Origin of the sequence: Alteromonas sp. K632G, from assembly GCF_017653625.1 — a bacterium.
GTDB classification, from domain to species: domain Bacteria; phylum Pseudomonadota; class Gammaproteobacteria; order Enterobacterales; family Alteromonadaceae; genus Alteromonas; species Alteromonas naphthalenivorans.
In genome coordinates this window covers 286,802-313,798 of the sequence record NZ_JAGGDM010000001.1, presented here as the reverse complement: position 1 = coordinate 313,798, position 26,997 = coordinate 286,802, and the positions used below count along the sequence as shown (strand labels likewise).

Genomic DNA, 26,997 nt, shown 5'->3' with positions numbered 1-26,997 from the left:
ACTAGCCCTACCTTATAGAACCTGTGCGGTCATTTTCATCGTTAATTCAGCGGTTTGTTTACCCAAGTTTTTAAGTTGTTTGATGGTTTTCTCGTCGGTTACTACGCCATTGTTATCCATTAAGGTATTCACTTTGGCTACAGCAAGTTGTGCTGGTAACACCGTAACGCCTATGTTTGCCAATAGCATGCGTAAAACCACTAATACTCTCATTCCGCCCAAACCGCCGGCAGATGCAGCCATAATCCCTGCCGTCTTGCCTTTAAAAGCCTGCATGGGTTTATCACCTTCTTCCATGCGAGTAGCCCAATCTATGGCATTTTTAAGTAGTGCAGGATAACTCGAATTGTACTCTGGAGAAGCAATTAAGAAACCATCATGTTCAGTTAACAGCTGCTTGAAGGCTCTTGCATTTTCTGGCACGCCAGACACTTTCTCTTCATCTTCATTAAACAGAGGCATTGGATAATCGGCTAGATTAACCACAGTTACTTTGGCGCCCGACTCCCGAGCTCCTTCAGCTGCAACCGTGAGTATCGCTTGATTAAAAGAGCCGTTCCGTGTGCTTCCAGCAAAAGCAAGTAGCTTCGTCATAATATAAATTCCTGTATTGGTGTCATTACAAATTTAACGTGCCGTTGCGGATACATTACTACATTATTGAACATAAAAATGCGAAGGGCGGGCCTATTAATTAAACGTTACTGTAAAATAGTTCCCTACTCTATTAGTAAACAAGTCGTGACGCATTCAATAAAATTTAGTTAAAGCAACACGTTAATCATAGTTAACGCTTTTATAGTATTATTACTATACTTACCCCAGTTGCCAGTGCGCTTGCAATACAACCAAAGATAACGCACGGTTTGCTATGTTTATACACTACGATAAATCTTACATTTTTCGTAGTCACCTTCGTAAAATGGATTTATAAAAAATTACATGGCGTATCTTTTTCAAACACTGCAGTCGAGAATAATTCTTCTCATCATTATGGTTGCCCTACCAGGGTTGATTGGTGTTTTTTACGACTCATACGTTGAAAGAGAGCGCGCTGTAGAAGCTGCCATAAGCCAATCGGTTAATACCGCCCAAGCCACTTCAAAATTCCAATCTGCGCTTATTGATAAAACACGTATTTTTCTGCAAAACCTTGCCAGCTTCGATGCGGTTAAAAATCCAAACTCCCAAGCATGCAGTGCATTTCTTGCCGATGTACTTAAGGTAAATAGTAACTATATTAACCTCGGCGTACCACGGGCAGATGGCGAACTACTGTGTAACGCCCACCCCATAAAAACCCCCGTAAATGTCTTCGATCGCGCTTACATTCAAGAGGCGCTAGCTACTCGTGAATTTTCGATAGGTGAATTTCAAATAGACCGAGCAACTAACCTTACCAGTGTGAATTTTGCCTATCCGGTAATGAACACTACAAACGATTCTGTGGTGGCGTTAGTGGTAGCGGTTATCTCACTAGAATGGTGGAGTGAAGCACTCTCTGAGTCCCATTTACCTGATAATACCGTGGCTTACATTACCGATAGCGAGAATAAAATTGTTGCCGCATATCCAACGAACAATAGCCTCTTAGGGACCCCATTAAACACCTCCAGCGCTGCAATAGATAGTTCCAATACTGCAACTAATTCCAGCGCCTTTGTTAGCAATGCCCCCTATCAACGGGTTTATGTAAAACGCCCATTATTTGAAGATGGCAAGCAAATCAATATCACGGTGGGCATTCCTCTTAAACAAACCCTTGAAGCCATTAATAAACGATTGATTAAAACGGCGGGAATTTTGACCGCGATAGTCATGCTACTTGTAGGTGTCTCAGTATGGGGGGTGCGAAGAAATGTACTGAAACCAATACGCACTTTACTTCAATCTACTAAAGCTCTTGCTGAGGGCAAAGAGGTAAGCGACGCGCCGATGCATGGTAGTGTTGAGTTGGTTAAACTACAGCAACGCTTCACTTCGATGGCAAAAACACGGCTTGAGGCAGAAAAACGACTCATCGATAGCCAAGCTTCCTTGCTGGAAAGTAAAAATATATTAGCAAGTCATATCGAAAATACGCCTTTAGGGTGCATAGCCTGGGATCCTCAGCTTATCTGTACCGATTGGAATAAATCGGCAGAATTTATTTTTGGCTATAAAAAAGAAGAAGCGATTGGTAAACATGCCTCGGAGCTCATTATCCCCCCTGAACTTCAAACGGAAATAGACAACGGATTCGCTCAACTGCTTAAGAAAAAGGCGCCAAAGCGAAAAATAAATAAAAACGTTACTAAACTACGTCACCCAATAATCTGCGAATGGTATAGCACTCCTATTCTTGACCTAGCTGGCAATGTGATAAGCGTAACCTCGTTAGTTCAGGACATAACTAAGAACAAGCATCTAGAAGAAAAACTAAAATTATCAGCAAGTGTGTTTTCTCACGCAAGAGAAGGCATATTCATCACAGATAGCGACGCCAATATTATAGATGTGAACGAAACCTTCGTTGATATAACAGGCTATGAGCGAAACGAAGTGTTAGGCAAAAAGCCCAATATGTTTAAATCTGGAAAGCAGTCTCCTGAGTTCTACCGTCACCTATGGGCATCTATTATAAGCAAAGGCTATTGGGCGGGAGAAATTTGGAATAAACGTAAAAATCATGAAGTTTACGCTCAACTTTTAACCATTAGCGCGGTTAATGATGATGAAGGTAATGTTAAGAATTACATCGCTATATTTAGCGATATTTCTGAAGCCAAAGAACAGCAATATAAATTAGAGCATATGGCGCATTATGACGTGTTAACTAATTTGCCTAACCGCTCATTGCTTGCTGAGAGACTAGATAAAACACTGGCCCAGTGTAAATCTGACAGGGGGTTTGTGGCAGTCGCCCTACTCGATTTAGATGGTTTCAAAGAAATAAATGATAACTTCGGCCATAGTGTAGGTGATGAACTACTTGTCATTTTGGCTCACCGCTTAAAAGGAACATTGCGAGAAACTGACACTATTTCACGCTTTGGAGGTGACGAGTTTGTTGCGGTATTGGCCAACCTAAAGCAAGTTCAAGATTTTGCTGCCATCGTTAAGAATATGCTCAGAGTCGCATCTGAACCGGTAAAAATTGGTGAGCATCAACTTAAAGTATCTGCCAGTATCGGGGTAACGCTTTACCCTGCAGACAACACCGATGCCGACCAGCTTATCCGCCACGCTGACCAAGCGATGTATGTGGCAAAACAGAAAGGTAAAAATTGCTATCACCTATTTGATATAGAGTCTGAGGACGCCATAAAAGCACGTCATGAAATACTCCAGAGTATAACAACAGCCTTACACAACAGAGAGTTCGTGCTTTACTATCAACCGAAAGTGAATATGCGCACTGGAGAAATTATTGGCGCAGAGGCCCTTATTCGTTGGAAACATCCTGTTGACGGCATACTTTCCCCTGCAGCTTTTTTACCTTTTATTGAAAATCACCAGCTCAGTATAGACATTGGTGAATGGGTTATCGAAGAATCATTGCAGCAATTTAGTCGCTGGAAGGAATTAGGGGTTCATATTCCCATTAGTGTGAATATTTCTGCGTTGCAGATTCAGCAAAGAAACTTTCCTATTCGCTTATCTCGTCTGTTGGCTAAAGTTCCCAATGTTCCCCCTGAAGCGTTTCAGTTAGAAGTATTAGAAACCAGTAAGCTAGGCGATATTAAAAAAGTCGCGGAAATTATGGATGATTGCGTAAAACTAGGGGTCACGTTTGCCATTGATGACTTTGGAACCGGTTATTCCTCTCTCACTTACTTAAGACGATTGCCGGCAAAGGTCATCAAGGTAGACCAAACCTTTGTGCGTGATATGTTAATCGATCCTGAAGATAGAACTATTGTAGTGGGGGTTATCGCCCTAGCCAAATCATTTAATCGCAGTGTTATTGCTGAAGGGGTGGAAACTATTGCCCATGGCACATCGTTATTAAATTTAGGCTGCGAGCTAGCACAAGGGTACGGTATAGCTCGGCCTATGCCCGCCACTGATATGCCTGAATGGATAGCACATTGGTCCACTAAAACCGAGTGGAAATCTCCTACACCACAGCTTCTCGACAACGAGGCATAAAAAAGCCGACACGAGTGTCAGCTTTTTTAAGTAAAAACATAGGTATTGCATGCTGAATATGTGCATTCGCAAATATTCAGCCGATATCGCTTACGCTATCTGAATTACATTTTTTCCAATGTTTCGATACCAAGCAAGTTCAACCCTTGGCTTAACGTATTGGCAACTAGCGCTGATAAAGCAAGACGACTGTCTCTTACTTTCAAATCGATGCCGTCTTTTAACATTGGGCAGGCTTCGTAGAAGCTCATGAAGGCGCTAGCTAGTTCGTACAAGTATGTACACAACACATGTGGCGTGGCATCACGTGATACCAAGCCTACCACCTCTTCAAACTGCAATAACAGTACCGACAAAGCATGCTCTTGTTTTTCAACAATATTGATATCTACTGGCATGGTTTCAATAGCAACACCTGCTTTTCTGAATAAGCTTTTAACCCGCGTGTAAGCGTATTGCAAATACGGGGCAGTATTACCTTCGAAGCTCAACATGGTGTCCCAGTTAAACATATAGTCAGTGGTACGGTTTTTACTTAAATCGGCATATTTTACTGCGCCGATACCTACTTTACGGGCAACTTCGGCTAATTCATCTTCTGATAAGTCGTTGTCACGTTCGGCAATCAATTTACCTGCACGTTCTACTGCTTCATCTAATAATTCAACCAGTTTAACCGTACCGCCGGTACGGGTTTTAAACGGCTTACCATCACTGCCTAACATCATGCCAAATGGGCAGTGTTCATAGGTTTGTGCCTCTTCCATGAATCCCGCTTTACGACCTACTATTTCGGTTTGCTTGAAATGTAGCGCTTGGCGAGCATCAGTAAGAATAAGCGTTCTGTCGGCGTTTAACGTACCACTACGATAGCGCATGGCGGCCAAGTCTGTGGTGGCATATAAATATCCGCCACCGGATTTTTGTACAATATAAACCGCAGGATTGCCTTCTTTGTCGGCCAACTCAGGAATAAATACTACTTGAGCGCCTTGATCTTCTACTGCTATACCTTTTTCTTTTAACTCGCTTATCACGTTAGCTAAATCGTGGTTATAGGCAGACTCACCCATAATATCAGCACGGGTTAAGCTTACGTTTAATTTCTTATAAACGTCTTCAGAGTGTGCAATAGACACATCAATGAATTTTTCCCATAAGCTCAGGCACTTTTCATCACCGCCTTGAAGCTTAACCACGTATTCTCGGGCACGATCGGCAAAGCCTTCTTCGTCATCAAAACGCACTTTGGCTTCACGGTAAAAGTCTTCTAAATCGGATAACGCCGTTTCAGCCACTTCTTGTTCCAGTTTGTCTGACAAATGCGCCAACAACATACCAAACTGCGTCCCCCAATCACCCATGTGATTTTGGCGAATGACTTTATGACCTAAAAACTCCAACACTTTAACTACAGCGTCACCAATAATGGTGGTACGTAAGTGCCCTACGTGCATTTCTTTGGCTAGGTTTGGAGAAGAGTAATCGACCACTACGGTTTGCTCTGGCGATTTTGCTACACCAATACGTGGGTCGTGTAGCGCTAGCTCACACTGATTTGCCAGCCACTCGTTGTTCAAATGGACATTGATAAAACCAGGGCCAGCCACTTCTAGTTTACTGGCTACATCGTCAAGTTTTACAATCTCAACAATCTTTTCTGCAATATCGCGAGGCTTTTGTCTAAGTTGTTTCGCCAACGCCATTGCGCCATTGAATTGATATTCACCAAATTCAGGACGAACACTGCGCGATACTGGAATAGGTGCGTTTTCAACACCCATTGTTTCTAAAGCTTCACTAAATCGATTAATTAATAATGCATGTATATTCATAGTTGTTCTTTATCTTAATTTTCGCGCGTGTTTTTAAATTCGATGTCTGGAAAACGTTCTTGAGACAGCTGTAAGTTCACTCTAGTAGGTGCGATATAGGTAAGATTATCGCCACCATCTAGTGCAAGGTTTTGCTCACCCTTGCGGCGGAACTCATCCAGCTTTTTCTCGTCTTTACAGTACACCCATCGGGCTGTATTTACGTTAATGTGCTCGTACAACGCATCAACATTGTATTCTGCCTTCAAGCGGGCGACGACCACATCAAACTGAAGCACACCTACCGCACCTACAATTAGGTCATTATTGGCAAGTGGCCTAAATACCTGTACTGCACCTTCTTCAGAAAGCTGGATAAGGCCTTTTAACAATTGCTTCTGTTTTAGCGGATCTCGCAATCGAATGCGCTTAAATAATTCTGGTGCGAAGTTAGGAATACCACTGAAGCGATAGTTATCGCCTGAGGTGAAGGTATCGCCAATTCGAATGGTACCGTGGTTATGCAGGCCAATAATATCTCCCGCATACGCCTCTTCAAGCAAGGCTCTATCACCGGCCAAAAAGGTTAATGCATCAGAAATACGCACGTCTTTACCAAGTCGTGAGTGGCGCATTTTCATGCCCTTCTCGTACTTGCCAGACACAATACGGCAAAACGCGATACGGTCACGGTGCTTAGGATCCATGTTCGCCTGTATTTTGAATACAAAACCACTGAACTTGGTATCTGTCGATTCAACGGGGCTTTCGTCGGTCTCACGGCCTTGGGGCGCAGGTGCCCATTCAACCATGCCATCAAGCATATGATCGACACCAAAGTTACCCAATGCGGTACCGAAAAAGACTGGCGTAAGCTGGCCGTCTAAAAAGAGCTCTTTATCAAAGTCATTTGATGCACCGCGCACAAGCTCTAGCTCGTCACGTAAAGTTTCAGCTAGGTCGCTGCCAATGGCATCTTCAAGTTCAGGGTTATCTAGCCCTTTTAAGATACGAACTTCTTGAATAGTGTGCCCATGGCCACTTTGATACAAAATGGTTTCATCACGATAAAGGTGATAAACCCCTTTAAAGCTTTTACCGCAACCGATTGGCCAGGTAATAGGTGCGCAGAGAATATCGAGTTCGCTCTCAACTTCATCCATCACTTCTAGTGGATCGCGAATATCGCGGTCAAGCTTGTTCATAAAGGTCAGGATAGGTGTGTCACGTAAACGAGTGACTTCCATCAACTTACGGGTTCTATCCTCTACCCCTTTCGCGGCATCGATAACCATTAAGCAAGAATCTACTGCGGTAAGTGTACGGTAGGTATCTTCCGAGAAATCTTCGTGTCCAGGCGTATCAAGTAAGTTAACCAGATGATCGTTGTAAGGAAATTGCATTACAGAGGTAGTTACAGATATACCACGCTCTTTTTCCATCTCCATCCAATCTGATTTAGCATGTTGGCCAGACTTTTTACCTTTTACCGTACCTGCAGTTTGCAGTGCGTTTCCGAACAACAGTACTTTTTCAGTAATGGTGGTTTTACCCGCATCTGGATGCGAGATAATAGCGAACGTTCTTCGCTTATTGATTTCGTTAAGAAAATCGGCATTTGCCATGTATCTAAATTCCTATTTTGTACAACTATTTGTACAAAAAATAAAGTTAACTCTACGCCCTGATCATCAAGCAGATTGCCATAGCCTACACCCAGCAAAACCTTCCATCAAAGCATTGAAAAATTTGAGCGCTATTCTAGCAAAATAACTAAGTACTATAAATCAAACACTCAGTACTTCTTTAAGCTTATCTAATGCTAGCTTATGTTTTTCATCTGGCATTTGGGCCAGATTAATCTGTTTCCACTTAATGGCCGGAAGTTCACTTACATCGTCTAGATTAAGTAATCCCCAATTCGGCTCTCGGTTCTTAAACGATAATAAAAAACCTTTTTCACTATTGGTCAGCCCCTGGTGAATCAGCGCTACCAAACGCTCTCTCACGGCCACCAGCTCCTTAAGCGGTACATCCGTCTCGCTCATATTTGCAAATTCACCGGCATAAAGATCAACCGATAAGCGCGGAAACTCTCTGACAAAGAGATTGACGCCGTACCGCCTTTAAGCGCAAAGCATTCTTGCTTAGCGACAAATGGCAACACTTGCATCAATAACTGCACTTGCTTGTAATAAATACTGTTCCTATCCATAGCTAACTTTCGCTTTCCGTTGCCATATGTGACGGCACAGTGATCAAATAATCTGTATCCAGCTTTCCGCTTTTAGCCACAACACGCTTACCTGAACCTAAATCGTAGCTAGTTTCGCCTAGCTTCTTAAACCAAGGATAATTCTGACGTTTAGCCAACCAAAAAAACAAGCGTTTTACCTTTACACTTTTGCAAGCTTTTAAAAGTGTATCGAGTTTTCTGGGTGATAAATTCACTAGCCCCTGCATTATCTCATCAGCATGTTCAAAACTTACGGCATTGGGCAAATCCACCAGCAGTTCCAATAACGCTTTTTCAGGACATGAAAAATATACAGGGGGAAGTTCGGCGCCCCATTCATGCAGCCTGATAAAACTTTTATCTTTTGTCAGCCATTCTGGCCATAAGGTATTAGTACTATGCCCCTCACAGACAACGGGCAACGACAAACGCCCCAGCCATGATGGCAACTTGCCTTGTGCATATAGATGTATATGTGGCGTGCTGCCTAACGAAAGATACTGCGACAACCCCGACAAAGACAATGCCGACAATCCGCCGACGATGACTGAAGGTAGATTATCCGAGTGGTGCATATTCATACGCTGCATTGAGGCGACCACTCCTTCCCAGCTCAATGAGCGGGAATACTGGCTATATACGCCAGTAGCCAGTAATAATAAAGTTTCTGTTTTCACTGCGTTATCGATGGCATGGGTATTTAAGCCTTGTTCAGCCAGCCACTTTTTAGTAGCCAGCATGCCATAAGGTAGAAGTGCTTTAAGAGACTGTTTGTAAGCCCCTTTTGCTACATCATCATGTGAAGTAGTGCTATTAACCAAGCGGACAACCCTCTAGTTTACTATTAGCTTTACTTACGGCGCTAATCGCCGTAAAAAACAACATACATAAACTAACATAATAAATAGCGGTTTACTATTATTAACTTTTACGGCGTATAGCGCCGTAAATTAATCGAAATATAAACCGGTATCATTTGAAACAAAAGTGCTTTCAGTATTAACAATACCGATATCCAGCATTATTTACACTTTTAGCGCTCAGCTTGACGACAGCGGAGACAAGACATGCGAAGTATGAGCCATGTAGGCTGCATGGCGTAACAGCCACAATAATTGTCTTCAATCGCTTTTTACGCATCGCAAGACGTAATGCCCAGCCTGTGATAATTCATTGCGCGTGAAACCATTGAATTTTTGCTTTAACTAGGGCGTGTAGTGCAGATTGTTTTGGTTGTTAAAAACAGTAATAATACCAAAATACTTTTGTCGTTATTGATAATGTACTGTGTAAACTATGGTATTAATGACCGCGATGAGTAGGTGTTGATGAATACTCGGGCGCTTATAATCCAACCGTGGACTGGCAGGCCTCTTAACACGCCCTCTCGTATATTAGCCTTGAAAGCTTTAGTCTTTCAAACTTGAGCTTCTAAAATAGTAAATAGACTGAAACCTATGCCTGTTAATGCCAAAACCGAAGATATCGAAGCCTTTGTTGCTGTTGTAGATACTGGCAGCTTTTCTCGCGCATCTGAATTGCTCGGTCAGCAAGTGGCTAAAGTGTCTCGCGCTGTGGGACGTTTAGAAGGTGTACTTGATGTCACCCTACTCAATCGTACCACCCGCCGATTAGAGCTAACCGAAGAAGGGCTAGTCTATTTACAGTACGCCCGTGATAGTTTGAATTTGTTGGAAAGAGGCGAAGAAGCGCTACGTTTGCTAAATCAAAAGCCTTCTGGATTATTAAGAGTAGACGCTGCAAGCCCATTCGTTCTGCATCAGATAACCCCGTTGATTGGCGAGTTTCGCGAAGCGTACCCAGAAATAAAACTCGATATCACCAGTCACGACAATATTATAGATTTGCTTGAACACAAAACCGACATTGCCATTCGAATCGGTGACCTTAGCGATTCTAACCTACATGCAAAAACCTTGGGGCGAAGCGCGCTTCATATAGTGGCAAGTCCAGAATATCTCGCTAGCTCGAACGTTGATGTTGCGCTGTCTTCATTGGGCAAACATCGACTCATTGGGTTTTCCAGTAGCGCAAGCTTGAACCGATGGCCTTTATCAGAAGAGGTTAAACTCAACTTCGACTTAAAGGCATCTAGTGGGGAAACTATCAGGCAACTATGCTTGGCAGGCCAAGGCATTGCCCTGCTGTCGCACTTTATGGTGGCAAATGATTTAAAAAACGGAAAACTTATCAGCGTATTAGGCGAGCACTTACTTACGCCAAACAACCGAGAACCCGTACAAGCGGTGTACTACCGAAACAGTTCAGTATCCTCACGTATCTCGGCTTTCTTAGATTTTATACAACCACGCCTCACGCTATAGCGACTTCGTTCTAGTACAGGTATAACAGAGCACCAGCTTATTTGTTCGCCCTGTTTACCTATTTATTTAGTTTGCCCGGGCACCTTTGATATCAATTTTTTTAATGCCGACTTTGGCAACGCATTGAGGGTCAGCGCACAAAGCATAACGGTGGCGCCAACAATCACCATTGGCAGCAAAGTTTCACCGAGTAGAATCACCGAGCTGACGTAGCCAATAATAGGCGTTAATGTGCTAATAAGTACTATGCGTTCGGGAGGCAGTTTAGGCCCAGCAGAGACCATAAGACCAAAACCTAAGCCCGTGGCAATTGGCCCAATGTAAGATAGTGACAACCAGCCTCGCCAGCCGTATTCAGAAAAATTGGGGACACCCTCGATGACACACGCAACAGCTAGCATTACCACACCGGCCAACGCGAACTGCCAAAACACCGCATCAATAACACTGCCATGCCATTTGTGAAATGATACACGCCTTATAGACACTGCCCATAGCCCTGATGCTAACAGCATGCCAAACAAAGGTAACCAAGCTCCAGGCTGGCCAGATGCAAACAAGATCATAGCCACACCTAATGTGGATGTGCTGGTTAGTAATAATCGTTTTGCTGTAGGACGCTGTCGATACCACAAGGTATCAATGACTAACATCCACAATGGTGTGGTGTAAATTAGAATACTCGCCGTACCTGCTGGAATATATTGCAAACAAACCGTAATTAACCCCATAGAGCCAATAAACTGTACCACCGCTACCGTAAAGATAACCGCGCGGTCTGGGCGTGAAAAAGTAGGTAATCGTTTTTTGGTGATAAACACAAATAAGGCGATAACAGGTAACGCAAATAATAGCCTAAGTGCCACCATCCAATACGCACTTACGGAATCTAAGCCTAGTTTCATTGCTGGCCAACTTAAGCCTAAGCACAACACTGAAACAAACAGCATTTTAATGCCCTTGGCTTGAACGGACGGAGCTGGCAACGCAGAAGACATAGTAGATACCTGTAAAATGAAAAAGCATGGGCAGTTTCACAAAAAATAAGCACAGTAAGTGAAATTTTACTGAGGCGCGCAATATACGGGAATTACGTTGAACAAAAAATAAACCTTAACAACATAATTAGGTGCCTTATCGCGCATGAAGGCAAAAGCAACTAAAGCTATGGCTATGGCTATGGCTATGGTAAAAGTATAGCTACCGACAAAAGCTTACGCTGTCCCTTTTGAATGGGCGTGACACTATGACTGTATAAATCGGGCCTGAAGAAATACACACGATTAAACAGGTTAAAGATAACCTTGTCGGCGCAGAACTGCCCACCTACTTTTGGCTGCTTTAATACCACATTGAACTTATAGTATTTTCCTTCGCTAACAGGGTCGTTATGTCTCATTACCCGAAGACCTTCAGGATAGGTCACCAGATTAATTGCAAACCGTTTGAACCGCACAATCTCACGATTGATAACCTTTGGCATTTATCCTCATTAGTTAGTTTTTAACAAAGTAAACATTGGGTGGTATTGTCTCAAAGAACAGGTGTGGAACGTAAGTATACGGGTAGATCGAGAAGGTATAACTTGTGCGATTATGTATTCAGTTTAGCGTGTTCTGTTTAGTATTTTTTGTTTAGCATGCTCGGTTTAGCATGCTCGGTTTAGAAAGAAGCCTTCATTATTTTGGCGTCTTCTTTGCCCTTTGCCGTTTGGTAATAGCCTTTTCTTACTTCGATATGTTCAAAACCAGCATTTTCGTAAAGGTTAATTGCCCCAACATTACTGGCTCGAACTTCTAACCACATGGACGATATTTTGTTTTGCTGAGCGTGTTGTTTTACATAGTCCACTAACGTCCGCCCAATCCCTTCTTGGCGGTAACGCTTGTCTACCGCAATATCCATTAAAGTAGCTTCATCAACCACTTCAAGTACTAGTGCGTAACCCACTACTTGATCTTCTTTTATGGCAAGGACACCGAAATAAGGAGCCGTTGTGCAATCAGCAAACGTGTCATAAGACCAAGGTTTGAATTGGGACGCTTCGTGAATACCGTAGGCTTGCGCTAATGCGCCAGCACTACTTGAATCTGAAACTAATTGGATATGCAAAATAGACAACCGAGTTAGGGAATTTAACGCGCTTCAGGCGAACTTGTATTGTTGGATAAAGCACAAAGCATTTTCCACAGCTGCTTTTGCATTCCCGCGTTAAGCAAGTGAGGCGCTGATGGTAAAACGATGCCATCGTGCGTTACTGCTACAGCTTGCCCTATCTTTACCTGAGTGCTGGTAAAGGAGAGTTGAAGATACGCTAGCGCAACATCTAAATCTTGTAGCCACTGTTTACCCTGTAATCGCTGCACCTGGGTTAATTCAACTATAGCAGGTGTGCTACTTGGAGCAGGATTGGATGAAAAGTTCGGCGAATGATTCGATGATGGAGTAGGCTCAGATTTAAACTGCCCTTGGCTTGCACTGCTAGCTATCGATTGCGGCGCCGATGACGGTGAACCACTGGCGTTCTGGCCAGCAGATTTAGTTTGGCCAGAGGCTTTGGGAGAATCTGATGATACCTGCGCACGAAGTTGTGCCAACCGACTTTGCTTTTCTTCATTAGAAGGCATAGCTGCAGAATGGTTATTAGTCGTTACAAAAGAAGCACTGGCAGAGCGCTTATTAGCAACATCAGCCGCAACTGAGTGCGAGTCTTCATCTTGCAGCGATGACTGGCTCACCCATACCGGGATCCCCATTTCTTGCAACACAGCACGCTGAAAAGTAGAAAGCGACATAAAATCCAACCTCGTTTAATTGCTTAACATTGTATATTAACGAGAACAAAAAAGGTAACGAGAATAAAAGGTAACGACAGTAGAAGTGGAAACCAGAATAAAAATGGCAGATACGGAATGATTAACTTGCTGAATTTAACTTAGCTTGAGAATAGCAAAAGATGATAAAGATGAATTTAAAAAACATGAAGGGAAAGTGGCAGGGGTGGAGGGACTCGAACCCCCAACCATCGGTTTTGGAGACCGCTGTTCTACCAATTCGAACTACACCCCTAGCGCGCTGTGCATTATACGGATGACATTAAAAAGGTAAAGCATTTTTCTACTACCTTATGCACTACCGCTTATTAAACAAACAAAGCGCTGTTAAAACAAACAAAAAGCGTACTTTAGCCAGCAGTTTGCTTGTTAGCCTCAAGGGCTGCCTGCCACAAATCGTTAGTCACGTTAACGATTTCCATGTGTAGCTGAACTTGCGATAAGACCTCACTTTCATCTTTACCGACTTCTTTTGCATAGGCGATGGCTAATGCCTGTGTTTGTATTTCGCTCATTGCGTTTATCTTTGCACACCCTGCTACATCGAAATAACGATTACCCATGGCGGAGTACTCCCAATCAACAATGAAAGGCGTGGAATCACGTACCACATGATGAGCAAGTAAGTCGTTGTGACACAGTACATAGTCGTCTGTGTTGCCTTCACTTTTCACTAAGCTTGCGCGAAGTTGAATCGCCTGGTCGAAAAGCGTATCTCCCTCTTTTAAACCAGCGGCATGCATGTAGTGCAACCAACGAGAAAATAAGTTGAGTGGTCTAGCGGTGATAGGCAGCCTATGCACACGGGCAAGTACTGATGCTAACGCTTCGGGTGAACGAATACTGGGATGAGGATCGGCTTCTTCTTCCCATTGCTCTACCCAAATTAATTCATCATCGCTTAACCAAACAGGCTCTGGTGCAATGCCTCGCTCTGCAAGTTGCTGTTGCAATACAAATTGATGGAATCTGTCGATGCCGCTGAAAGCATCTTCTCCCACCCATTTAACCGCAAACCCACGCGTACCGTCTTTCAAATGATATACCTGATTCACCAAGCCTGCAGGGTGACGTTCCACTGTGGCCGAATCAGATAAATTAAGTGCTTCTTTCAAAAGCGGAATGATAGTTTCCGGTTTCATCTTGCCTATTCCACTGCGCTTGCCATTGTAGATACCCAAAAATCGAGAATCCTACGTATCCAAGGAACAAGCATGCTGATAATGCCATCCCCACTTGAAAATATAAAAAGGCGGAGGCCAAATTAATAAAAAACCAGTAAATCCAATTTTGTAGAACTTTGTGTGCCACCATGAAAGTGGTAACTATACTTAACAGTTGGATACTCGCATCTAGCAATAAATGATCACTGTTAAATTGGGCGGTCACTAATTTAGACAATCCCCACGCACAGCATAACAGCACCGGGACTATCGTTAGATGTATCCACAGCGGCCATGAACGTACCGGCTTCTCGGTGCCCTCGTCTCCCCCTTTTGACCACTGATAATAACCATAGCCCGCCATTATCATATAGAAAAAATTCAGCATGGACTGAAACGGCAACGTCACCTGCCAAAACAGCCAGGTATAAATAGCCGTGCTGGCGAAGGCGCAAAGCCAACACCAGCTATTCTGTTTAGCCGCAAGCAACACATAGGCAATGGCAAGCACTACTGCTAGCCATTCCAATTTTGATGTAGCTGCTATCTGCGACAAAAACTCAGTAAAAAATGCACTCATGCTTCAGCTTTTCTGGCTTGCTTATTAGCCTGCATGGCATCGTAGTTTAGAAATTTCGCCACAAAAATAGCCTGCCCGACTTCTTCGTGAGTTCGCTGCATTTCCTTACCAAGAATAGTCATCACATGCCCGTAATCACCGGATACTTGCGTACTGGTGGAAGTCGTTAACACGCCAATATTGCCGTAGCTATTTAAGCGATCGATAAATTGCTGAATGGGCTCAATGTATTCCCCTACTAGTGGGTATAGCGATAGCTCAACCATGACTTGCATAGCGTACTCCTAGAATTCGTATTTAACGGTAACGCCGAACTGGCGGCCATTACCTAATTGATAGTAAGGTTCTGCAAACGCATACTCATCACGAGGATCGTTACTGAATCCACCAAAACCTCTGGTGTAATACTCATTGTCGAAGGCATTTTTAACCCACACGCTAGTTTGCCAATCATTGGAAAACCATACAATTTCACTGTTCACTAACGTGGTCGAAGGGGCCTCTACGTCATGCCCATCAGAAAAGCGATAACTGTCTTTAAAGTCGATATCAATACGCCAGAGCACATCATCAGTGATAGATAACTCACTAAATAAGTTAGCCGTATATTTAGGTGCTTGTGCTTGGCGCTGTTCTTCAATCACAGTGCCGTCGGTCAGCGTATAATCTTCAAAGGTAGCATCTAGGTAACCTAAACTCATGTTCATGGTCCAGTTTGCATCTACCAGCCAACTTAACTCTAGCTCAGCACCTTTGTTAGTGCCTATATCAGCGTTGTCTATAATGTCGATAAAATCAGGTGTGCCGTCTTCTCGAATTTGAACATCAAAATTACTCACTTGCGTATCGTCCCTATCCATATAGAAAAGGGCGGCTCGCATGGTAAGTTCTGGTATTAGCAAAGGTCCTTTAACACCAAGCTCATAATTCCAGTTGTATTCTTCATCAAAGAATCGCTGATCATCTGATACTCGTTCGTCAGGGTTGTACCCTGCCCCTTTGTAACCGCGAGAAATACTGGCGTAGTAAAAGTGGTTCCGAGCGGTGTACTGCAATGCCACTTTCCCGCCTGTCATCGTAGTATCATGACTACTTTCAAGGCCATTGTTATCTGAGTAGTCAAAACCATAATTTTCTACACGTAACCCTGCCACTAACGTTAGGCTATTGGTAAGCGTAGATTCAGTTTGTAAATATACTGCTTTGGTGGTGGGTTCATACACACTGGTGAAATCACCTGATGCATAGGTGTACTGTCGTAACAAATCTTCTTCGCTTGTCTTATAAAAAGCGCCAAGCGTCCAAGCGGTCGCACCATCAAATAGCGCGGCATTGTCTGATGATACAAAGCGTACTTCTGCGGTTTGTGTGTCTACATCGCGGAAATACGCGTCGAATGAGGTATACCCGAAAGGGTGAAAACCTTCATAAGTCCAATCTTCGTCATATCCATAACCAATATTGTGTGATGCATGAGTGGCGATGAGAATAAAGTCACCGCCATTAGTCGAGGTAGTAGATTTCGCACTTACCGCATGAGTTTGATGGGTGTCAAAACCAGGCTCATCAGATAAGGTCTGATTATTATTGTCTAGAGAGAACGCATCATACCCATTGTCGATGTCATACCAACGATATGTCAGCGCCAAGGTACTTCTTTCGTCAATATTTACAGCAATACTGATGCGCGCGGCGGTTTCATCGAGATTATTGGTATCATCACGCTTTTGCTCAATGCCGTTGCTGTTAACCACGGTATTTTCTACAAAACCATCACTACGGTTATGCATTAGTGCGACGCGATATCCCCAGTCTTGGTTGATATCATCACCTGTAGCCACTTCCACCCGATAACTATCTTTGTTACCAGCTCTTAATTCAACATAGTCAGCGCCTTCTGAACCTACAGGCGTACTAGAAAGCTTCACTGCACCTGCTAGCGCGCCAGAACCAAATAAAGTGGCCTGTGGGCCTCGGTACACTTCTAGTTGCTGCGTATCAAAAATAAGTCCCGCTGCCGCTAGACCAGAGAAATCAAATTCGTCAACGATGAAACTAACAGAAGGGTTAATAGGCTCTACAAATTGACTACGTTCACCGATACCTCTTATTTGCACAAAGCGTCCACGTGAGGCGCCTGCGGCGAAATTCACGTTCGGCACACTGTTTAGCACACTATCAATATGGGTAGGCTGGCGACTGCTTAAGCGCTTGGCGCCCAAAATGGTCGCACTGGCACTTAGTTGGTCTAATACGGTTTCGCGAAAGTCTCCGCTAACGACAATACGTTCAACGTCTTCAAGTTGTGTTTCTTGATCATTGGTTTGCGCATTAGCACAAAGCGATGCAGCAATTAAAGAAAGACAAAATATTGGTTTTTGCATGGGATCTCTTATTCTTTTCTAAGAAAAAAGATCCGGGTGTACGGCAGGTGATACGACTATGTGGTCAACCATCCCTACGCCGGCATTATCCGGATCAGGTGTAAGGGTTCTCACAGTGTTGATGTGAATCTCAGTCCGCGGTACGGACACCCCTTGGTATATGCATTCAGTTAGAATACCGAATACAGCGAGGAGTCTACCAGTTACGCCAAAACCGTCAAGATATTAAACGGTTAACTTGGCGTAACAGTAGACTTCGTATTTTGGTCTTTTGACTTTATTTTTGTTCTTCTAATTCTAGATTAAGCTTTCGTACTTCTTCGTTAGTTTGAGACACTAACGCTTCAAGTGTTTTACCATGCGCTGCAGGTTGGCGTGATTCTGGGTCAACTTTAACGAAGACAATGTCGTCAGCAAAACAAATCGTCTTTTTAGTGGCTTTATTGCGCACTAAACAACTTACGGTAATCGACGTTCTGCCCACCGCCTTGGTTTCAAGACCAAACTCAACAATATCCCCTTGCAGTGCAGGCGACTCAAAACTAATTTCCCCTATATGCTTGGTAACCAAACAATTGGTTTCTAATTGACAAATTGCCCAGATAGCAGCCTCTTCATCAATCCACTCAAGTGCGCGGCCGCCAAATAAAGAGTTGGCATAATTTAAGTCGTTTGGCATCACTAGACGCCGAGAAAGAAAGCGCATTCGAATTCCTTTAGATAAGTAGTTACTATAAGCACAGAAAGTCTTAATTATACCGAAAAAACACATCTATGGCGCCACCGGAATTAACTCAATGGTTGTTTAACCCTATTTATTCGCAAGCAAGACATACCGAGCATCGACGTCTACTTGTGCTTTCTGGCGATTATGAATGGGTTAACCAGCGTTTAACGTCTCTTTTGAGCGATATTCCCTCTTCACTTATCGTTAAAGAAATCGGCGGGGAGACCTCACTCCTTCGCAAACATTTGCTAGGTAATGAATGCGATATCGGGGTGATACACTCACATCATGGGTTTAATCCTGGAAATATGATGGCCATTGCAGGCACTATTCGTTGGGGTGGTTGTCTCATTTTATGCTGCCCTGCGTTAGCCTCTTGGCATTTACACGCCAGTCATACGCATCTATCTCACGGGTTTAAAGCAACCCAAAGCCTGTATATAAAAAGGCTTGTCGCAATAATAAAAAGCAATTCGGACGTAGTTGTATGGGATGGTAACCATTGCCATATCCCCGATTTATTGGGGAGCGATGTGTTTGATTCATTAAACAATGTAAACCCGATTGAACCCGAAAGCTCTATCAATCCGGTAGTCTCAAAAAATGCACAAGCAATTCAGCCACTAGAAGATGACGCACCCCGTAGACCACAGTTTAAATCACTGGATCAACAGGTGGCATTTGATTGCCTGAAAAATAGGTGGTCGCAAGATGTTCGTAAAGCTGTCATCACAGCGCCTAGAGGCAGAGGGAAGTCTGCGCTAGTAGGGTTGTTTGTCGCTTCAAGACTGAATAAAGGCGAGAAAGTAGTTATCACGAGCGCCATTCGTGACAACACAAGCACCCTTTTCAAGCATATTCGCCTAGGCATGGGTTTACTTAATACAGAGGACAAAGACCAAGCAGGTCAGTCTACGGACTACACGGTTAATACCCCTGATAGTAATAACACTGAGACAGACGCTGCTAAATCGGCCACTAAAGAGATTTTTAGTATTGAGAAAGGTGGCAGCGCACAGTGGCTTGCACCAGATAATCCCACGCTTATTAATGGTGACTTTGACTTACTTATTATTGATGAAGCAGCATCCTTCCCCTTGCCTGTTCTTAAGTTGTTAATTGGCGCTCATGATAACTATGTGATCACCACAACATTGCAGGGATACGAAGGAAGTGGGCAAGGCTTTATGCAACGCATGCTACCTGCTTTTGAAGCTGAAGGCGCGGTGCACCTTTCATTGCGTACACCGCTGCGCTGGCCTAAGCACGATAAACTAGAAAACCTAATACATAATATTTGCTTATTTGAAGGTGCAGAAACATTGAATACTGTCAGTGATGCACCGCGGCAAGTATTACAAGAAGTATCGCGGCAAGTACCACAAGAAGTACGGAGAGAAGTACGGAGAGAAATACCGATAGAGAGACCGATAGAGAGACCGATAGAAGTACTGCATAAACCATCAACGGACAACTGTATAAATGACTACAGGATGGGTTTGGTGTCTGCATTATCAGAACACCAATTACAGAGTGTTATGCAACTGCTGGCCACTGCCCACTATCAGACCACACCCGATGACTTCATGCGGCTTTGTGACAGCCCGGACATCATATTATTCACCGAATGGAATGCAAGTCGTTTAACCGCAGCTGCAGTAATAAATTGTGAAGGCGGCGAGGTTTTAACTGATGTACAAAAAGGGATTGCAGATGGTTCCCGCCGGCCTAAAGGACATTTAGGTGCGCAAAGGCTTACGCTACTCACGGCCCATCCGGAGACTGCAGCTTATCGTTATTGGCGAATAAACCGCATAGCAGTAGCTCCTTATCTTCAAGGCCAAGGTATAGGTACAGGCCTTATACGCTTTATTAAATCGCAAGCCCTTTCACAAGACATTGATGCACTGACAAGCTCCTATGGCACCTCTTATAAGCTTAATAAGTTTTGGCAACAATGCGGATTCAAACTTGTGGATATGGGTGAAAAACCTAACAAAGCAAGTGGAGAGACTAGTGCGTTGGTGGTAAAAGCCATATCTGAACGCTATCGGCCGCAACAAGAAATACTATCTTGCTTGTTTGCCTATAGCCAAAAAAACGAAAGCGTACTTTTGAGTGCCTTACCGGATATCGTAAGAAAAACGCTAATGAAAAAGCTACAGCATTTTGTGAATGCTACTAGGCCGCTAAACCAAGTTGGTTTTGCGATAAACGCGCTGGCCGCTGAGCTATCTGTATCTAATAAGTATATTAGCAATGCTGAAAAGTCTACGAAGATGCCAACTAAGATGTGTAAGAATGAAACTGAAGCAGTTACACCTCAACTTCTTTTATTACTTGGCTCATCCCCCCTCCCCACTAATCAGCTTATTCAGCTGTTAAACGTAAGTGGTCGTAAGGCATTAACCGACGCACTAAGAAAAAAAGTACGCTATTTGTTGTCCTGTGTAATGACCTGAGGCATTAATTGTTTTAAGCAAACTAAACGAAAAAAAAGGCCTCCATACGGAGGCCTTTCTATTTATCGATATAACTACTAAATGTTAATACCGCGGTTCTTAGCCTTCTCTTTAATGTAAGGCTCCCAAGCCGCCGCATTACGACGTAGTGAGCGATCTTTCTTCGCTTCTTGAATGTGCTTATAAGCTTCTCTGAAGTCGCCTGCGTAGAAGTTCGCTTCCATTAGGGTGAAGTGAACTTTGCCAGGATTTTCAACGCCGCGCTCTAATGCATTGTTTAATGCTTTAATCGCGCCTTTGTAATCTTCAGCAACTAACAACAAGGTACCTTGCTTTCTGTAATGCTCAGGATCTGAACTTTTCGCGGCAGCCTTAGCGTAAAGCGAAGCTGCTTTGTCATAGTTTTTCGCCTGGTGATATGCGTTAGCAATACTCGCTAGCATATCGGCATCTTCTTCAAGTAAACCAGATTTAACGTGTTTTTCCAAAATTTGAGCAGCTTTAAAAGGCATGCCGTTGGTTTGGAACAACTGAGATAACGTTTTAATCTCATTTACTTTCTTAAGGTAACCTTGAATGTAAGCCATTTCGAACGTAGACAAACCTTTCTCGAAGTCTTCTACTGAAAGATAGAAGAAACCAAGCTGAGTCCACCAACGCGGCTCCTCAGGGAAGTTGCGAACAAGTTCTTCTGCAACTGCCACTGTTTGAGGAAACATCTTACGTTCGTAATATGACGTTAGCTTTAACACATAAGGGTTTTTATTTGGCTTATCATACAAAGCAATTGCTCTGTCAGCTGGCTCAATCATCTTATCCAATTGGCCTGCTTCATAATAAGCTTGCGCTAAACGGGTATAAACGTCCGCATCTTCTTTACACGTAAAGTCCATCCACGCGTTATACCATTTAATCGCATCAGTATATTTGTTCTCTTGCATGTTCAAATCACCTAATAACTTAAGTGTTTGAGAATGCTCGAGATCATTCAATACTTTCGGTTCTACAGACTGGTTCAAATAACCAAGTGCTTTAGAGCCTTTACCTTCTTGTGCAGCTAATAAGTTACCAATAAAGCGATTTACATACGCCGCATCGAAGTCTTCAGAAGGGTCAATTTCATATAGAATGTTTAACGCTTCATCAACTTGATCTTCGTTGTAAAATTCAAACGCTTTTTGAACTTTTTTACCTGTACGCTCGCCTACTAAGGTTGTTTTTGGCTTTTCGTAACCAGGACACATTACAGGTGAAGACTGTGCTAGTGCCGCTGGCGCAGTAAATACTGCACCGGCACCAAGCACTAAAGCAAATGCAGACATTTTGAATTTATTTTTCATCATGATCATTGCTCCAGTTTAAAGTCTAGCTGTACGAACATGCCAGTTTGCTTAACAGCTTTGCCGTCAACAATCTTAGGCTTGTATTTCCACTTACGTAATGCACGTCGTGCCTCACGGTCGAATACACGCTTAGGTTCAGCTTCAATTACTTCGATGTCGTCTACACCACCAATTTCATTGATAGTGAAAGACAATCTTACCCAACCTTCACGGCCATCACGGGCTGCATCAGGCGGATATTTCGGATCGATACGAACGATTGGAGTAGCATCGCCATCACGCTGCATAGCGCCAACACCACCAATGTTTACACCAACACCACCCGTATCAATAGCTGGGATTGCTAGGCTAAAGCCATCTGCATCCGGTTCAGCTGCTTCTGGCTCAACAAGCTCCATTTTAGGAGGCTGTTGAGGCGGAGGTGGAGGTGGAGGCGGAACACGTTGACGCGTTTGCGTCTGATCGTCTGGTTCCTGCATCACAATATCGATTACCGGTGCTTCAGGTACTTCGTCCGCAGGTCTGGCTGAGTTTTCAATCAACTTAGCCATAAGTACGAACAGGGCAAATGCAACACCAGCACCTAAGAATATAGATACAATTATACGTAACATCTTAACCCCTTGCCGCTACCGAAACACGATTAACGCCTGCAGCTTTAACCTGATCCATAATTTCTACTACTAAACCATGCTTGGCTTTAACATCAGCCTGAATGATTACGTAGTCAGTTGGCTGCTCGGTAAGCAGTCGTTCAATATTCGCTCTAACGCTGTCCGGCGCTACTTCACGTTTATCTAACCAAACGCTTCCATCTTCTGTTACCGCTATGAAAATGTTTGCGTTCTTGTGAAGAACCGCCTGGCTCGCGTCGGGCTTATTAACTTCAATCCCTGCTTCTTTAACGAAAACAGTGGTAACGATAAAGAAGATCAGCATGATAAACACGATATCCAACATGGGTGTCATGTCAATCTGTGCGTCTTCTTCCTCGATTCTGACTTTTCGAGCCATAATATCTCTCTCTAATGATGTGGCAGGCTATCAACTAACCCTTCGCGTGCCAGCTTCACTTTCGCTTCAAGACGAGAACTGATGAACAGTCCAGAAAGCGCGGCTACCATTCCCGCCATAGTCGGGACTGTTGCCATGGAGATACCAGCTGCCATTAAACGTGCATTGCTGGTGCCTTGTGTCGCCATCGTCTCGAAAACACCGATCATACCGGTTACTGTTCCCAGTAGCCCGATTAACGGACACATTGCAATAATGGTGCGAATAATCAGCATTCTAGCGTTCAGATCATCTGACGCCTGAGAAATCCACGCGTCACGGATTCTATGCGCATACCAAGATGTGGTATCTGCTCGGGCATCCCAATTTTTGATGATGTTTTTCTTCACCGTTGGGAAGACCGAGGTTAAATACCAATAACGCTCAATCATTAAAACCCACATGAGAAAGAGCGCGGCAGCAACGAAATAAAGCACGTCACCGCCGGTAGCGATAAAATCCCTGACCGATTCAACTAATCCAATCAGGTAATTCATATTACGCTTTCTCCGACTCTGAATGAGCTGCTACGATACCCGCAGTTTGCTCATCAAGAATGTGGATGATTGATTTGCTACGTGAAGCTACGATGCTGTGAGTAAGAATCAGTGGCAACGCCGCGATAATACCTTGAGCCGTAGTTACAAGCGCCATAGAGATACTGCCAGCCATCATACGAGGGTCGCCTGTACCGAACAATGTGATTGTTTGGAACGTTGCGATCATACCAAGTACCGTACCAAGTAGACCTAGTAACGGAGCGATTGCAGCAAAGATCTTGATTACGTTAATGCCGCTTTCGATACGTGGAAGTTCACGTAAGATAGCTTCATCAAGTTTAAGCTCTAAGTTTTCAGCATCAGCAGCTTTGTTCTCTTGATAAACTTTCAAGATGCGACCTAGTGGGTTGCCATCTGAAGGGTTACCTGGGTTTTTAAGCTGTGAACGCATTTTACCAGCAACTACGGTAAGCGTAATTAGCTTGTAAAGACCGATAAGTAGACCAATCGCTAGCATTACAGTGATTGTGTAACCTACTACACCACCTGCATGATAACGCTCAGACATTGTTGCTTTTTGCTTCAACAGACCAAGGATTGCACCTTGAGAAGGGTCGGCATAAAAAGGAACCATACCTGAAGTCGCTGCGATTAGATCGTCAGCTGAACCTACAAAACGGCTATCTGGTTGGCGACCTAGAGGCTGAACGATTTCGTTTTCAGCATCATAAGTTAGGTAGCCGTCTTCACCTACAAGGTTGAAAGTACCGATACGAACAACTTCTTGCTGTGAAGAACCGCCGTCAAGGTTTACAACTTCTGTAGTGAAACGAACTGTTTCGCCACCTTCAGTCATTTCTTTCTGTAGCGCAAACCATAGGTCTTCTAGTTCTTGAATGTTAGGAAGACCTTTAGAATCTTCTGCCATTCCAGCTAGGAACTCACCACGGCCTGGGAATTGAGCACTAACGATTGATGTAGCAACACGGCCATAAGCTTCTGAAGAAGCTTGACGAACCACACCGAACATCTCACCAAGTGTACCAGTTGCCTGGTCAAGCTCAGCGGCTTTTTCGTTAAGCGTTACTTCGTTGTCAGAGAATTGTTGTTGAAGACGGTCGCCACGACCCTGTTCAGCTTTCAATTCAGATTCTGCTTTACGAAGAAGCGCTTGCTTGTCTGCACGAGCAGATTGGAACTCTGCTTCACGCTGTTTGTTGATACGTGTTTCAGAAACACGGTTATCCTGAACTTGGTCTAAAAGTTCTTTAAGGCTCTTTGCTTCCTGAGCCTGAGCTCCGGTTGCTACAACCGCAAGAGTGGCAGCGGTTAAAAGAGATTTGAATACTGGTTTCATTAACAATTACTCCGCTGCACTAATTGGTAGTTTGATCAGATCCGCAGGAATGACGTTATTAGCCATTTTAACTGCGTCAACAACTGATGACAGATATTCGTCGCCAAGTTGTTCCCAAGCGCGGCTTTCATTGTTCCATGCCCAAGCGTTTTCTTGGTCAAGAGACAATGCTACTAGTGCAGTGCGACCTAGGTTAAAGAAGTCAACTGTCACCTCAGTGCCGTTGCTATCAATAGTACCTTGGTAAGAGTTAATCTTAGTGCCGTACTCAACTTCAACCAAGTATGCTTCGATTACTTGGCGGAACTGTTCTGAAACAGTTACGTTAGAGTTAGACATAACATCACGTAAACGCTGAACACGCTCTAGACGCTCGTCTAAGTGAATAGGACGATCAAGTTTGATGAATTTCTCAAGACTATCGATCATGCGGAACATAAGAGGAACGATGCCCTGCTTAGTTTGTTCAATGCTGTCAATTTGACGTTGCAAAGAATCAATACCACGTTGTTGATCTGCTACAAGACTCGCAATGTAGTCGTTGTATATTTTGAGGTTTTCTGTCTCATCTACTGTTTGACGGTACTCAACCAGTAATTCTTGAGACTGTTCAAACAACGTGTTGATTTTTTCCTGAGATTTCGCTGCAGCTGCGTGGATTTTCGCTTCTTCTTTATGAAGGTCTTCAAGCGTATCTGCAGAGACTGCACTACCTGTTAGTGCGAAAGCACCGATAACAGTAGAAGCAATAAGAGTTCTCTTGCTCATTTTGGACATAGTTCCCAACCAAATTTCTTATTTGAATCCTCGCCGATAAAGGAAAACCGTTCGGGCAAGGGGCGTATTAAACTTTCACAATTATGTTTTAGGAATGTAGTACGGACCTTAGCTTCCAGTACTACGAACGTATTATACTCACACGGATTACAGCACTGAGTCAAGTAACACCCTGTTTACACCAAGTAGATTTTTTATCATCTGTTTAATATACGTTCGAATTTTCCTGCAGAATTCATTCCAACGTACAAATAACTGACAAATACAGGGTTATTTTTTTGTTTATGAGCAAAAATAAACCGTGCTTTTACTTGGTTTTATACTTAAATCTGGGGGAGAAACGCCGCAATTTCCTACAGAGTCCAATATAAGCTTCAACTTCGTCACGTTAGATTCAAAGTAATCACTTTTTGTTAACTTCTTATGGTCATAATTTGGTGGTCGTACCATCAAACGGAAGCGTATGCAGCATCCTTTCTAATGAAAGGTTCCATTTTGGTGCAGCAATTCACTAAATATTAACGCTATGCCAAATTTACAATGTAGGCGTTCATTTTCCTAATCGGATTTTTGTCACTTGTAGGTGTTAGGTATAATTGCTAACCGCTATAGGATAAACTTAAAAAAATTCAATTTTCGGGATTAATCCATGACGTATGAAGCTACACATTCCGTATCAATCGATAGTAAACCGCTTTGGATTTTCGACGGCTTATGCTCTTCGCAAGAAGCACAAGGGATATTTAACGGTCTTGAAGTCAGTGCTTTTAAACGCAATGAAATTGCGAGACCAGACACAAAAGAATTTCGTCATTGGGCAGTGAATCTATCTGGCGAACAAATACAAAGCCTACCTGTTTATAATCGTGCAATTAGTGCAGTTCAAGCGCTTACTGGTAAAACCTATAAGGCATATAGAGGTTACGTGAATCACGCCTCGTTTGGTGATATGCTTTTTACTCACACTGATTGTATGCCTGGTGCCGACGAACTCACTGTTTTGGTCTATATTTCGCCAACGTGGGATATAGAATGGGGCGGTGAAACTATGTTTTTTAACGAACAAGATGATTGTTTATTTGCTTGTACCCCGAAACCTGGTCGAGTGAGTATTTTCCATGGCGCCATTAAACACGTAGGCAGGCCGCCAAACCGTATTTGCTATACTCCTAGATATACATTAGCGTTTAAGCTTGAATTGACGAGCTAATCATCGCTTATCTTCATACGCTGGTACTATAAGTATCTGAACGTTATAGGCACTTACCAAATAGCGGTATAATCAATACTT

General features: G+C 43.4%; 25 protein-coding genes, 1 tRNA gene and 1 riboswitch. Of the genes, 4 read left to right on the top strand and 22 right to left on the bottom strand.

What is annotated here, in order from left to right; genetic code table 11:
* Positions 1-12: 12 nt before the first annotated feature.
* Positions 13-594: an NAD(P)H-dependent oxidoreductase gene (locus tag J5X92_RS01350; protein WP_126871929.1), complete on the bottom strand. Its 582-nt coding sequence runs from the start codon at positions 592-594 to the stop codon at positions 13-15.
* Positions 595-942: 348 nt separating this feature from the next.
* Here J5X92_RS01350 and J5X92_RS01345 point away from each other — a divergent pair, with 348 nt between their 5' ends.
* A complete protein-coding gene (locus J5X92_RS01345) occupies positions 943-4,131 on the top strand; it encodes an EAL domain-containing protein (protein WP_126871930.1) in 3,189 nt (1,062 codons plus the stop codon).
* A gap of 104 nt (positions 4,132-4,235) precedes the next feature.
* On the opposite strand, the gene argS is transcribed toward J5X92_RS01345, so the two are convergent.
* The 5 genes from argS to J5X92_RS01325 form a co-directional block, all read right to left on the bottom strand.
* Positions 4,236-5,966 carry an arginine--tRNA ligase gene (gene argS, locus J5X92_RS01340; protein ID WP_126871931.1) on the bottom strand — a complete coding sequence of 577 codons (1,731 nt, stop codon included), beginning with the start codon at positions 5,964-5,966 and terminating at the stop codon, positions 4,236-4,238.
* Positions 5,967-5,980: 14 nt separating this feature from the next.
* Complete coding sequence (gene prfC, locus J5X92_RS01335; protein WP_013785014.1) at positions 5,981-7,570, bottom strand: peptide chain release factor 3; 1,590 nt, start codon at positions 7,568-7,570, stop codon at positions 5,981-5,983.
* Between the two features lie 162 nt (positions 7,571-7,732).
* The gene (locus J5X92_RS20930) at positions 7,733-7,993 is read right to left on the bottom strand and encodes a hypothetical protein (protein ID WP_244360026.1); all 261 of its coding nucleotides are present in this window, start codon (positions 7,991-7,993) and stop codon (positions 7,733-7,735) included.
* Complete coding sequence (locus J5X92_RS20925; RefSeq protein ID WP_244360023.1) at positions 7,990-8,160, bottom strand: hypothetical protein; 171 nt, start codon at positions 8,158-8,160, stop codon at positions 7,990-7,992. Before J5X92_RS20925 ends, J5X92_RS20930 begins: the two co-directional genes overlap by 4 nt.
* A 2-nt stretch (positions 8,161-8,162) precedes the next feature.
* On the bottom strand, positions 8,163-9,002 hold the full coding sequence (locus J5X92_RS01325; RefSeq protein ID WP_126871932.1) for a type IV toxin-antitoxin system AbiEi family antitoxin: 840 nt from the start codon (positions 9,000-9,002) through the stop codon (positions 8,163-8,165).
* 636 nt (positions 9,003-9,638) lie between these two features.
* Between J5X92_RS01325 and J5X92_RS01320 the strand changes: the two genes are divergently transcribed.
* Positions 9,639-10,526, top strand: a complete 888-nt coding sequence (locus J5X92_RS01320; protein ID WP_208804310.1) for a LysR family transcriptional regulator — start codon at positions 9,639-9,641, stop codon at positions 10,524-10,526.
* 62 nt (positions 10,527-10,588) lie between these two features.
* Here J5X92_RS01320 and J5X92_RS01315 read toward each other — a convergent pair whose 3' ends face one another.
* The 10 genes from J5X92_RS01315 to J5X92_RS01270 form a co-directional block, all read right to left on the bottom strand.
* Complete coding sequence (locus tag J5X92_RS01315) at positions 10,589-11,524, bottom strand: DMT family transporter (RefSeq protein WP_126871934.1); 936 nt, start codon at positions 11,522-11,524, stop codon at positions 10,589-10,591.
* Positions 11,525-11,709: 185 nt separating this feature from the next.
* Positions 11,710-12,009: a 2OG-Fe(II) oxygenase gene (locus J5X92_RS01310; protein WP_126871935.1), complete on the bottom strand. Its 300-nt coding sequence runs from the start codon at positions 12,007-12,009 to the stop codon at positions 11,710-11,712.
* 179 nt (positions 12,010-12,188) lie between these two features.
* Positions 12,189-12,638, bottom strand: coding sequence for a ribosomal protein S18-alanine N-acetyltransferase (gene rimI, locus J5X92_RS01305; protein ID WP_126871936.1), 450 nt, complete (start codon positions 12,636-12,638; stop codon positions 12,189-12,191).
* Positions 12,639-12,661: 23 nt separating this feature from the next.
* Entirely contained in the window at positions 12,662-13,321 is a 660-nt protein-coding gene (locus J5X92_RS01300) for a hypothetical protein (protein WP_013785023.1), read from the bottom strand.
* Positions 13,322-13,518: 197 nt separating this feature from the next.
* Positions 13,519-13,595, bottom strand: a tRNA-Trp gene (locus J5X92_RS01295).
* A 115-nt stretch (positions 13,596-13,710) separates the two neighbouring features.
* Positions 13,711-14,502 carry an LPS biosynthesis choline kinase gene (locus J5X92_RS01290; RefSeq protein WP_013785024.1) on the bottom strand — a complete coding sequence of 264 codons (792 nt, stop codon included), beginning with the start codon at positions 14,500-14,502 and terminating at the stop codon, positions 13,711-13,713.
* The gene (pnuC, locus tag J5X92_RS01285) at positions 14,459-15,103 is read right to left on the bottom strand and encodes a nicotinamide riboside transporter PnuC (protein WP_013785025.1); all 645 of its coding nucleotides are present in this window, start codon (positions 15,101-15,103) and stop codon (positions 14,459-14,461) included. The genes J5X92_RS01290 and pnuC overlap by 44 nt, the downstream gene beginning before the upstream one ends.
* Entirely contained in the window at positions 15,100-15,378 is a 279-nt protein-coding gene (locus J5X92_RS01280) for a hypothetical protein (RefSeq protein ID WP_013785026.1), read from the bottom strand. Before J5X92_RS01280 ends, pnuC begins: the two co-directional genes overlap by 4 nt.
* Before the next feature lie 9 nt (positions 15,379-15,387).
* Entirely contained in the window at positions 15,388-17,487 is a 2,100-nt protein-coding gene (locus J5X92_RS01275) for a TonB-dependent receptor (protein ID WP_208804308.1), read from the bottom strand.
* Positions 17,488-17,541: 54 nt separating this feature from the next.
* Positions 17,542-17,651: riboswitch (TPP riboswitch) on the bottom strand.
* A 113-nt stretch (positions 17,652-17,764) separates the two neighbouring features.
* On the bottom strand, positions 17,765-18,193 hold the full coding sequence (locus J5X92_RS01270; protein ID WP_013785028.1) for a hotdog domain-containing protein: 429 nt from the start codon (positions 18,191-18,193) through the stop codon (positions 17,765-17,767).
* A gap of 68 nt (positions 18,194-18,261) precedes the next feature.
* Here J5X92_RS01270 and J5X92_RS01265 point away from each other — a divergent pair, with 68 nt between their 5' ends.
* Entirely contained in the window at positions 18,262-20,676 is a 2,415-nt protein-coding gene (locus J5X92_RS01265) for a GNAT family N-acetyltransferase (protein WP_208804306.1), read from the top strand.
* 77 nt (positions 20,677-20,753) lie between these two features.
* Here the strand turns inward: J5X92_RS01265 and J5X92_RS01260 are convergent, their stop codons facing one another.
* The 6 genes from J5X92_RS01260 to J5X92_RS01235 are packed head-to-tail and all read right to left on the bottom strand — an operon-like array spanning position 20,754 to position 25,697.
* Complete coding sequence (locus J5X92_RS01260) at positions 20,754-22,019, bottom strand: tetratricopeptide repeat protein (RefSeq protein WP_126871939.1); 1,266 nt, start codon at positions 22,017-22,019, stop codon at positions 20,754-20,756.
* A gap of 2 nt (positions 22,020-22,021) precedes the next feature.
* Positions 22,022-22,633, bottom strand: a complete 612-nt coding sequence (locus J5X92_RS01255) for an energy transducer TonB (RefSeq protein ID WP_013785031.1) — start codon at positions 22,631-22,633, stop codon at positions 22,022-22,024.
* A 1-nt stretch (position 22,634) separates the two neighbouring features.
* Positions 22,635-23,033, bottom strand: coding sequence for a biopolymer transporter ExbD (locus tag J5X92_RS01250; protein WP_013785032.1), 399 nt, complete (start codon positions 23,031-23,033; stop codon positions 22,635-22,637).
* Between the two features lie 11 nt (positions 23,034-23,044).
* Positions 23,045-23,569, bottom strand: coding sequence for a MotA/TolQ/ExbB proton channel family protein (locus J5X92_RS01245; protein WP_013785033.1), 525 nt, complete (start codon positions 23,567-23,569; stop codon positions 23,045-23,047).
* A gap of 1 nt (position 23,570) precedes the next feature.
* Positions 23,571-24,929: a MotA/TolQ/ExbB proton channel family protein gene (locus tag J5X92_RS01240; protein ID WP_126871940.1), complete on the bottom strand. Its 1,359-nt coding sequence runs from the start codon at positions 24,927-24,929 to the stop codon at positions 23,571-23,573.
* Between the two features lie 6 nt (positions 24,930-24,935).
* A complete protein-coding gene (locus J5X92_RS01235) occupies positions 24,936-25,697 on the bottom strand; it encodes a DUF3450 domain-containing protein (protein WP_013785035.1) in 762 nt (253 codons plus the stop codon).
* A gap of 658 nt (positions 25,698-26,355) precedes the next feature.
* Between J5X92_RS01235 and J5X92_RS01230 the strand changes: the two genes are divergently transcribed.
* A complete protein-coding gene (locus J5X92_RS01230; protein ID WP_208804304.1) occupies positions 26,356-26,916 on the top strand; it encodes a 2OG-Fe(II) oxygenase in 561 nt (186 codons plus the stop codon).
* Positions 26,917-26,997: the final 81 nt, after the last annotated feature.

What these genes read in the sequence shown, in the direction of transcription:
- J5X92_RS01350 (WP_126871929.1), bottom strand. Translation starts at nt 594, where the DNA reads ATGACGAAGCTACTTGCTTTTGCTGGAAGCACACGGAACGGCTCTTTT.
- J5X92_RS01345 (WP_126871930.1), top strand. Translation starts at nt 943, where the DNA reads ATGGCGTATCTTTTTCAAACACTGCAGTCGAGAATAATTCTTCTCATC.
- argS (WP_126871931.1), bottom strand. Translation starts at nt 5,966, where the DNA reads ATGAATATACATGCATTATTAATTAATCGATTTAGTGAAGCTTTAGAA.
- prfC (WP_013785014.1), bottom strand. Translation starts at nt 7,570, where the DNA reads ATGGCAAATGCCGATTTTCTTAACGAAATCAATAAGCGAAGAACGTTC.
- J5X92_RS20930 (WP_244360026.1), bottom strand. Translation starts at nt 7,993, where the DNA reads ATGAGCGAGACGGATGTACCGCTTAAGGAGCTGGTGGCCGTGAGAGAG.
- J5X92_RS20925 (WP_244360023.1), bottom strand. Translation starts at nt 8,160, where the DNA reads ATGGATAGGAACAGTATTTATTACAAGCAAGTGCAGTTATTGATGCAA.
- J5X92_RS01320 (WP_208804310.1), top strand. Translation starts at nt 9,639, where the DNA reads ATGCCTGTTAATGCCAAAACCGAAGATATCGAAGCCTTTGTTGCTGTT.
- J5X92_RS01315 (WP_126871934.1), bottom strand. Translation starts at nt 11,524, where the DNA reads ATGTCTTCTGCGTTGCCAGCTCCGTCCGTTCAAGCCAAGGGCATTAAA.
- J5X92_RS01310 (WP_126871935.1), bottom strand. Translation starts at nt 12,009, where the DNA reads ATGCCAAAGGTTATCAATCGTGAGATTGTGCGGTTCAAACGGTTTGCA.
- J5X92_RS01300 (WP_013785023.1), bottom strand. Translation starts at nt 13,321, where the DNA reads ATGTCGCTTTCTACTTTTCAGCGTGCTGTGTTGCAAGAAATGGGGATC.
- J5X92_RS01290 (WP_013785024.1), bottom strand. Translation starts at nt 14,502, where the DNA reads ATGAAACCGGAAACTATCATTCCGCTTTTGAAAGAAGCACTTAATTTA.
- pnuC (WP_013785025.1), bottom strand. Translation starts at nt 15,103, where the DNA reads ATGAGTGCATTTTTTACTGAGTTTTTGTCGCAGATAGCAGCTACATCA.
- J5X92_RS01280 (WP_013785026.1), bottom strand. Translation starts at nt 15,378, where the DNA reads ATGCAAGTCATGGTTGAGCTATCGCTATACCCACTAGTAGGGGAATAC.
- J5X92_RS01275 (WP_208804308.1), bottom strand. Translation starts at nt 17,487, where the DNA reads ATGCAAAAACCAATATTTTGTCTTTCTTTAATTGCTGCATCGCTTTGT.
- J5X92_RS01270 (WP_013785028.1), bottom strand. Translation starts at nt 18,193, where the DNA reads ATGCGCTTTCTTTCTCGGCGTCTAGTGATGCCAAACGACTTAAATTAT.
- J5X92_RS01265 (WP_208804306.1), top strand. Translation starts at nt 18,262, where the DNA reads ATGGCGCCACCGGAATTAACTCAATGGTTGTTTAACCCTATTTATTCG.
- J5X92_RS01260 (WP_126871939.1), bottom strand. Translation starts at nt 22,019, where the DNA reads ATGATGAAAAATAAATTCAAAATGTCTGCATTTGCTTTAGTGCTTGGT.
- J5X92_RS01255 (WP_013785031.1), bottom strand. Translation starts at nt 22,633, where the DNA reads ATGTTACGTATAATTGTATCTATATTCTTAGGTGCTGGTGTTGCATTT.
- J5X92_RS01250 (WP_013785032.1), bottom strand. Translation starts at nt 23,033, where the DNA reads ATGGCTCGAAAAGTCAGAATCGAGGAAGAAGACGCACAGATTGACATG.
- J5X92_RS01245 (WP_013785033.1), bottom strand. Translation starts at nt 23,569, where the DNA reads ATGAATTACCTGATTGGATTAGTTGAATCGGTCAGGGATTTTATCGCT.
- J5X92_RS01240 (WP_126871940.1), bottom strand. Translation starts at nt 24,929, where the DNA reads ATGAAACCAGTATTCAAATCTCTTTTAACCGCTGCCACTCTTGCGGTT.
- J5X92_RS01235 (WP_013785035.1), bottom strand. Translation starts at nt 25,697, where the DNA reads ATGAGCAAGAGAACTCTTATTGCTTCTACTGTTATCGGTGCTTTCGCA.
- J5X92_RS01230 (WP_208804304.1), top strand. Translation starts at nt 26,356, where the DNA reads ATGACGTATGAAGCTACACATTCCGTATCAATCGATAGTAAACCGCTT.